The sequence below is a fragment of the Microbacterium sp. CCNWLW41 genome (assembly GCF_037083505.1).
Genome location: NZ_JBAOJP010000012.1, coordinates 156,449 through 164,449, shown reverse-complemented (window position 1 = coordinate 164,449; position 8,001 = coordinate 156,449). Strand labels below are relative to the sequence as shown.

Genomic DNA, 8,001 nt, shown 5'->3' with positions numbered 1-8,001 from the left:
GCGGCGGACGCGACGGCCTCGGCGGCGGCTCAGGCGGCGGCGACGGCGACGGCGTCGACGAACGCTTCGACGGACGCGACGACGGATGCCACGGCTTCGGCCACGGCGGCCGCTCAGGCGGCTGCTCTGGCGGACGCGACCTCGGCGACGAACGCGGACGCCTCGTCGGCGGCCACGGCGGACACGGCGGCGGCGGCTCAGGTCGCGGCGACCGCGACCTCGTCGAACGACGCCTCGGCGCAGGCCGCGGCGACGGCGGACGCGACGGCGGCGGCGGACCCGGACGCTTCGGCGACGGCGACCGCGGACGTGAACACCAACGCCTCTGCTTCGGCGGCGGCGTCGGCGGATGCGGACTCGGACGCGAACCCGGCGGCGCAGGTTGCTGCTCAGGCGGCGGCTCTGGCGGACGCGACCTCCACGGCTTCGGCTGCGGCGGACGCGACGGCCTCGGCGGCGGCTCAGGCGGCGGCGACGGCGACGGCGTCGACGAACGCTTCGACGGACGCCACGACCGACGCGACGGCCTCGGCCACGGCGGCGGCGCAGGCGGCGGCCAACGCCGACAACACCGCCAACACGGCGGCTGAGGCCTCGGCCGCGGCCACCGCGAACACGGCGGCGGCGGCGGACGCGGCGGCGATCGCCACGGCCTCGGCGGACGCCTCGTCGGCTGCGGCGGCGGACTCGTCGGCGCGCGGGGCTCCGGACGGGACGGCGGACGCCTCGTCCACCGCTTCGGCCACCTCGAGCGCCACCGCGACGGCGGACGCCACGGCCTCGGCCACGTCGGCGGCCACGGCCTCGGCCACGTCGAGCGCCACGGCCTCGGCCACGTCGAGCGCATCCGCCTCGGCGAACGGAACCGCCACCGCCAACGGCAAGCCGCTTCCTCCGACGGGTGCGGACGTGCCGCTGGGCCTGCTGGCCCTGGGCGGTCTGCTGGTTATGCTCGGCATCGGAGCCGCCGTTCTCGGCGTCGCCAAGCGCCGGGCGACCGCCGACGTCGAGTGACGATTCGGTAGCAAGGGTCGGGGTCGTCCTTGGTGGCGACCCCGACCTTTTCTTGACACACCTTCCCGATCCACGAGGGGAACCCGGATGACCGAGGACACCACGAGCGCCCCTGCGCGCTCCGCTCCCGCCCGGCCGAAGCCCACCTGGTGGGTGCGCCTGATCGCCTTCGGGGCATGCGCGTTCACCGCCTGGCACGTCTTCGCATCGTTTCTCTGGATCGCGCCCCCGTCGCCGCTGCGGGAGATCCCGACGCAGCAGGTCCTCTCTGCCTACATGCTCCCGATGTTCGGGCAGTCCTGGAGCGTGTTCGCCCCGGAGCCGATCAACGGCGACTACCACTTCAACGTCCGCGCCGTCATCGAGAAGGACGGCGAGGAGATCACCACCGGATGGGTCAGCGCGACCGACGTCGAGCTGTCGATGATCCGGTACAACCTCTTCCCTCCGCGGGCGGGCATCCAGTCCAGCGAGGTCGCGAGCGGGCAGATGTCGGCCTTCAACAAGCTCTCCGACGAGCAGAAGGCCGTGGTCGCGCTCGACTTCGACAAGGACGACGGCGAGGCCTGGATGCGCCGGGCCTTCGAGAAGCTCGAGGGCGACCAGAACGCCGCCCTGGCCGAGGCCTACATGAAGAAGGAGCACCTGGCGACGACCTACGCCACCCAGGTCGCATACGCCATCTGGGGCGACGACGTCCGGAAGGTGCAGTATCGCGTCAGTCGGCAGAACGTCGTCCCCTTCGCCGAGCGCAACACGCCCGGTGCCCAGCGGCCCGACCCGTCGTTCTCTCCGAGCGGATGGCGACTGCCCATCGAGGAGCCGGGGCAGAGCCGCTCCGCCTTCGGCGACGTGTTCCGTGCCCAGTTCGAGAGGACGCAGCGATGAGCCGGCCCAGCGGAACCTCCGATGCCCGCGCGACCGCGAACGCCCCCGCGTCCGAGGCGAAGGACGCGAAGGCGGCGAGGAAGACGAAGGCCGCGGAGGCCGCCGACGCTGCCGCGACCGGGGCGACCACGCTCGCGCCGGTGCACCCCGCCGAGGTCCCCGCCGAGACCGAGCCGGCCACGGGGGCGACGCCGACGCCGACCGACACCCCCGACGCGGGCACACCCGCTCCGGAGACCGAGCCCGCGGGCGCGGCCGCGGAGGTCACCGCGACCACTCGCGTGCTGACCTTCGCCGGCAGCATGATCGCGGGCCTGTGGAACATGGTCGTGACCGGGCTCGCGGCGATCTTCGCCTGGATCGAGGCCTGGCTCTACGGCGAGAAGAAGGCGCTGTACGGGCTCGCGGTGACCCGCATCCTGTTCGGCGTCACCGCCCTCGGCCTGCTCGCGGCCAACTTCGGCACCCGCCTGTACACATTCGGGTCGGGGTCCGCCTGGAACGGCGAGATGGCCGAGCCGGTGAGCGACTTCCCGAAGATCTGGATCTTCAGCACCTTCCACGCCGTCATGGGCAACGACGTCGTCTACACGCTGATGTATCTGCTGCTGGGCGTCCTCGCGGTGCTGTTCGTGCTCGGGTGGCGGTTCCGCATCGTGCTTCCGGTGTTCTTCTGCCTGTGGGTCGGCTTCATCGAGGCGAACGACATGGTGGGCGACCAGGGCGACAACATGTTCCGGATCGCGCTGCTGCTGCTGTTCTTCGCGGATCCTGCGGCGCGCTGGTCGCTCGATGCCCGGCGACGCGCGAGGAAGGGCGAGTGGTTCGAGCCCGGCAGCCAGCCGGCGATCCTCGGCACGGTGTTCCACAACCTCGCGCTCGTCGCGCTCACCGCGCAGGTCTGCTTCGTGTACGCCTCCGGCGCCCTGTTCAAGGCCGCGGGCTCCCCCTGGTCGGAGGGGTATGCGGTCTACAACCCGCTGCACACCATGCGTTTCGGCACGTGGCCGGTCCTCAGCGACCTGGTGACGGCGTGGGGACCGGCGGTGACGATGATGACCTGGGGATCCATCATCCTGCAGGTGGCCTTCCCGCTGGCGCTGCTGCTGCGTCCCACGCGTCTGGTGGCGCTCGTCGGCATCCTGTCGTTCCACATCGGGATCGCCGTGCTGATGGGCCTGCCGTGGTTCTCGCTGACGATGATCGCGATCGACTCGATCTTCATCCGCGACCGCAGCTGGGAGCGTCTGCACGACGGCGTCGTGCGTCGCTGGCGCGCGGCGGGGAAGGCCCCGGCCGCGTCCCCGCCCGCCACGGCGTAGCGGCTCCTGTGGACACGGCACAATCGCGGGGGCGCGTGCGGCCGGGGGTGGTTGGACGAAAGCCACAGCCGGCTTCGGTCCGTGTTGTCGGAGTCCTACCGTGGAATCATCTCCCACCCGTGTCTTGAGAGGATGCTCATGGTCGACGCAGCCGTCCGAATGAACGCTTCCACCCCCGCCGCCGGAGACGCCGACGCGCACCGTATCGACGTCGAGGCCGTCGGCGACCTGCTCCTGGGCACCTGGGCGGACACCCGCCGTCAGGCCCGCGAGATGATCAAGGATCCCGCGTTCTGGCGCGACGACTCCCTGGGCAAGGACGAGCACCGCGAGCGCGTGCTCAGTCAGCTCCACCTGCTCGTGCAGAACCGCGCCGTGCACCGCGCGTTCCCGAAGCGCCTCGGGGGCGAGGAGAACAACGGCGCGAACATCGCGGGCTTCGAGGAGCTCGTCGCGGCGGATCCCAGCCTGCAGATCAAGTCCGGGGTGCAGTGGGGACTGTTCGGCTCCGCGATCCTGCAGCTCGGGACGACCGAGCACCACGACCGCTGGCTGCCCGGCGTCATGGATCTGTCGATCCCCGGCGCGTTCGCGATGACCGAGATCGGTCACGGCTCGGACGTCGCGGCGGTCGGCACGACGGCGACCTACGACCCGGAGACCGAGGAGTTCGTCATCCACACGCCGTTCCGCGGCGCGACGAAGGAGTACCTGGGCAACGCCGCGCTGCACGGCGTGGCGGCGACCGTCTTCGCGCAGCTCATCACGAACGGCGTCAACCACGGTGTGCACTGCTTCTACGTGCCGCTGCGTGGCGAGGACGGCGTGGATCTGCCCGGAATCGGCCGCGAGGACGACGGCCTCAAGGGCGGGCTCAACGGCATCGACAACGGGAGGCTGTCGTTCGACCACGTGCGCATCCCCCGGACGAACCTGCTGAACCGTTACGGCGACGTCGCCCCCGACGGCACGTACTCCAGCGCGATCGACAGCCCCGGACGACGCTTCTTCACGATGCTCGGCACCCTCGTCCAGGGGAGGGTGTCGCTGGACGGCGCCGCGTCCTGGGCCTCGGCGCTCGGGCTGTACATCGCGATCACCTACGCGACGCAGCGCCGCCAGTTCGACGGGGCGGACGGGCAGGAGACGGTCCTGCTCGACTACGGCAAGCACCAGCGCCGCCTGCTCCCGCGGCTGGCCACCACCTATGCGCAGCTGTTCGCGCACGACGAGTTCCTGCAGAAGTTCGACGGGGTCTTCTCCGGCGCGACGGACACCCCGGACGACAGGGAGGACCTGGAGACGCTCGCGGCGGCCCTGAAGCCGCTGTCGACGTGGCACGCCCTGGACACGTTGCAGGAGTGCCGCGAGGCCTGCGGCGGCGCAGGGTTCATGTTCGAGAACCGCTTCGTCGGGCTCCGTCAGGATCTGGACATCTACGTCACCTTCGAAGGGGACAACAACGTCCTCCTGCAGCTGGTCGGCAAGCGCCTGCTCACCGACTACGCGAAGCAGTTCCAGGGTAAGGACGCGGCCGCGCTGGCCAAGTTCGCGGTGGGGCAGACGGCGGGCAAGGTCTTCCACGGTGCGGGCCTGCGGGCCTTCGGACAGGCGGTCGCGGACTTCGGGTCCACGGCGCGGTCGGTGGAGAACGGGCTGCGCGAGGAGCAGCAGCACGAGCTGCTCGCCGACCGTGTGCAGCAGATGATCGCCGACATCGCAGGGCGGCTGCGCCCCGCCGGCAAGGACAAGGTCCTCGGCGAGAAGCTGTTCAACGAGAACCAGGCCGAACTGATCGAGGCCGCCCGCGCGCACGGCGAGCTCCTCCAGTGGGAAGCGTTCACCGACGCGGTGCACCGGATCCAGGACCCCGAGACGAAGGCGGTGCTCACGTGGCTGCGGGACCTGTTCGGGCTCCAGCTCATCGAGAAGCACCTCGCCTGGTACCTCATCAACGGGCGTCTCTCCGCGCAGCGCGCCGCCGCGGTGTCGCGCTACATCGACCGCCTCTGCACGCGTCTGCGGCCGCACGCGCTGGATCTCGTGAACGCCTTCGGCTATGAGCCGGAGCACGTGCGGGCTCCGATCGCATCCGGCATCGAGCAGCGGCGTCAGGACGAGGCGCGGGCGCACTACGCAGCGCTCGCCGCGTCCGGCGAGGCGCCGATCTCGGAGAAGGCTCTGAAGAAGGCCGCGAAGCGGAAGTAGCCCCCCGGCGGGTTCTCTCCCTCGGGGCCACCGAGACCCCCTCCACGCGTCGAAACCCCTCCGCAGATACGTATCTGCGGAGGGGTTTCGGCGATGCGAGGGGGTCTCGCGTGCGGGAGACGGGACGCTCTGCGGGAGACCGGATGCTCTGCGGAGGCGGGACGCTCAGCCGGCGACGCGGTCGGCCAGGTGGTCGGGCAACGGGCGGTCGGTGGCCAGCACCACGCGGACGTTCGCGCCCTCGTAGTCGAGCGCACCCGCCCGCTGCGACCGCAGATCGAAGATCGTCTGCCCGCGCCCGGGGCCGTCGGAGTGGTCGACGAGGGCGGGGACGGCGGGCGCGCGCGTCGCCGTGACGGTCCCGACGGCGATCGCGGCGGCCAGCGGGTCGTGCAGCGCGCTGCAGCGGCGGCCGTATGCGGAGACGTAGAAGTCCATGTAGAAGTCGAGCATCGCTCCCACGGTCCGCGCCAGCGCCGAGTCGGAGGCGAGGAGGCGCTCGCGGTGGGCGTCCTCGAACACGTTCTCCATCGTGACGTCCAGCGGCACCACGGTCACCGGCCAGGAGGCGGCGAACACGGCGGCGGCCGCCTCCGGGTCGTTGCCGATGTTCGCCTCGGCGACGGGCGAGATGTTGCCGGGGACGAGTGCGGCGCCCCCCATCAGCGTGACGGAGGCGACGCGCTCGGGCAGCGTCGGGTCCAGGCCCAGCGCCGTGGCGAGGTTGGTCAGCGGACCCACGGCGACGACCTCCAGCGTGCCGGCGTGCGCGTGCGACAGGCGGATGAGCATCTCGGCGGCGCTGGCCGCGTCGACGTCGTGCGCGGGCTCCGGCAGGGCCACGTGGCCCACGCCGTCCTCGCCGTGCACGTGCGGCGCGCCCCCGTCGTAGGCGTGCGCGAGGAAGTCATGACGCCCGACGGCGACGGGGATGTCGGTCCGATCCGCGAGCGCCAGCAGGCCCAGCGTGTTGCGGGCGGCCTGAGCGGCGCTGGTGTTCCCGCTGACGGTGCCGATGCCCGCGAGCGCGATCTCCGGCGACGCCAGCAGGTACGCCAGCGCCAGGGAGTCGTCGATCCCCGTGTCGCAGTCGAAGTAGAGGGGGCGGGCGGACGAGGTCATCGGTTCTCCTTCGGAACTCGGGTGGGGAGGGTCAGGCCGACTTGGGCTGCAGGAACAGGCTCGCGACGAGCGCCAGCGCGCTGATGCCGACAGAGATCCACAGTGCCAGGCCGTAGCCGCCGGAGGCGACGAACGGCGCGACGATCGCGATCCCGAGGCTCGCGCCGAAGCCGAAGGCGGTGCTGTTCATGCTCGGCAGGATCGCCGGCGCGTCGTCCGGGGACTGCAGCACGCCGAGGCCGTTCGTGGTGGTGAGCACGACGCCGTTGTAGGTCACGCCGAGCAGGGCGAACAGCGCGAACACGGTCCAGAGGCTGTGCGGGAACAGCGCGACGAGAGCGAGGATCACGACGCAGGCGACGAGGCCGACCCGCAGCACGGGGATCCACCCGATGCGCCCGGCGAGCCAGCCGGACAGCGGCGCGGCGGCCAGCCCGATCAGGGCCGGAGGCGCGAGGTAGAGGAGGGCCGAGGTCGAGGCGGGCAGACCGTACCCGGCCTCGGCGTCCTGGCTGAGCACGACGATCGTGAAGTTGATGACCGTGAAGACGCTCGACAGCGTCAGCACGGTCGTGGCGAGCACCGGCCAGACCTGGCGGGAGCGCAGGTGGTGCACGGCGATGAGCGGCGTGCGGCGGCGGCGCTCGATGACCACGAAGACCGCGAACGCGGCGATCGCCCCGGCGAGGAACAGCAGCGTGACGGTGTCCAGCCACCCGCGCGCGGATCCCTGGGACACGAAGTACGTGATGCAGATGAGCCCGGCCGACAGCGCCGCGGCGCCCCACCAGTCCATCCGGCCCCGGGAGGACGGCTCGCCGTCACGCGGCACGGCGAGCACGACGCATCCGATCGCGACGACGGCGACGACCAGGATCACGACGAACAGCGAACGGAAGCCGAACGCGTCGGCGAGGAGTCCGCCGATCCAGCCGTCGACGCCGCCGACGCCGCCGTTGATGGCGGTGAGGACCCCGAGCACGGTGGGGAAGACCGCGGCCGGGAGCGTCTCGGCGAGGATCACGTACGCGATCTGGAAGGCGGCGCTGGACGCACCCTGGAGCACGCGGCCGACGAGGAGGAGGGGGAGGTTCGGCGCGGCGATGCACAGCACCGTGCCGAGCGCGATGAGGACGAGCACGATGAGCAGCGCGCGCTTGCGGCCGATGAAGTCGCTCCACCGGGCGAGGACCACGCCGCCCACCGCTCCGGCGAGGAAGAACAGCGACGACACCTGCGAGACGGCGTCCATCGGCGCGGACAGCTGCGCGGCGATGTCCGGGAGCGCGGGGGTGATCATGCTCGAGTTCAGCTGGAAGGCGACCACGGTCAGGATGAGCGTCGCCACGAGCGCGAACGCGCGCCCGCCGCGCAGTCCGCCGGTGGGTGCGGGAGCGAGGGTCTCGGGGGAGGTCGGCACGGTGACTCCTTCGTCGGGGAGGGCCGC

At 71.7% G+C, this 8,001-nt stretch carries 6 protein-coding genes; 4 read left to right on the top strand and 2 right to left on the bottom strand.

What is annotated here, in order from left to right:
* From V6R91_RS32140 to V6R91_RS32125, 4 genes are all read left to right on the top strand, one after another.
* The coding region (locus V6R91_RS32140) for a hypothetical protein (RefSeq protein ID WP_336398731.1) at positions 1–1,014 on the top strand (1,014 nt) is incomplete at its 5' end.
* A gap of 87 nt (positions 1,015–1,101) precedes the next feature.
* Positions 1,102–1,902, top strand: a complete 801-nt coding sequence (locus tag V6R91_RS32135) for a DUF5819 family protein (protein ID WP_336398730.1) — start codon at positions 1,102–1,104, stop codon at positions 1,900–1,902.
* Positions 1,899–3,224 (top strand): HTTM domain-containing protein, encoded by a 1,326-nt coding sequence (locus V6R91_RS32130; protein ID WP_336398729.1) that lies wholly within the window; start codon positions 1,899–1,901, stop codon positions 3,222–3,224. Before V6R91_RS32135 ends, V6R91_RS32130 begins: the two co-directional genes overlap by 4 nt.
* Before the next feature lie 138 nt (positions 3,225–3,362).
* Positions 3,363–5,432 carry an acyl-CoA dehydrogenase family protein gene (locus tag V6R91_RS32125; protein WP_442928208.1) on the top strand — a complete coding sequence of 690 codons (2,070 nt, stop codon included), beginning with the start codon at positions 3,363–3,365 and terminating at the stop codon, positions 5,430–5,432.
* A 165-nt stretch (positions 5,433–5,597) separates the two neighbouring features.
* On the opposite strand, the gene V6R91_RS32120 is transcribed toward V6R91_RS32125, so the two are convergent.
* Both V6R91_RS32120 and V6R91_RS32115 read right to left on the bottom strand, forming a co-directional pair.
* Positions 5,598–6,554: a nucleoside hydrolase gene (locus tag V6R91_RS32120; protein WP_336398727.1), complete on the bottom strand. Its 957-nt coding sequence runs from the start codon at positions 6,552–6,554 to the stop codon at positions 5,598–5,600.
* Between the two features lie 31 nt (positions 6,555–6,585).
* Positions 6,586–7,974: an MFS transporter gene (locus V6R91_RS32115; protein WP_271062333.1), complete on the bottom strand. Its 1,389-nt coding sequence runs from the start codon at positions 7,972–7,974 to the stop codon at positions 6,586–6,588.
* Between the last annotated feature and the right edge of the window lie 27 nt (positions 7,975–8,001).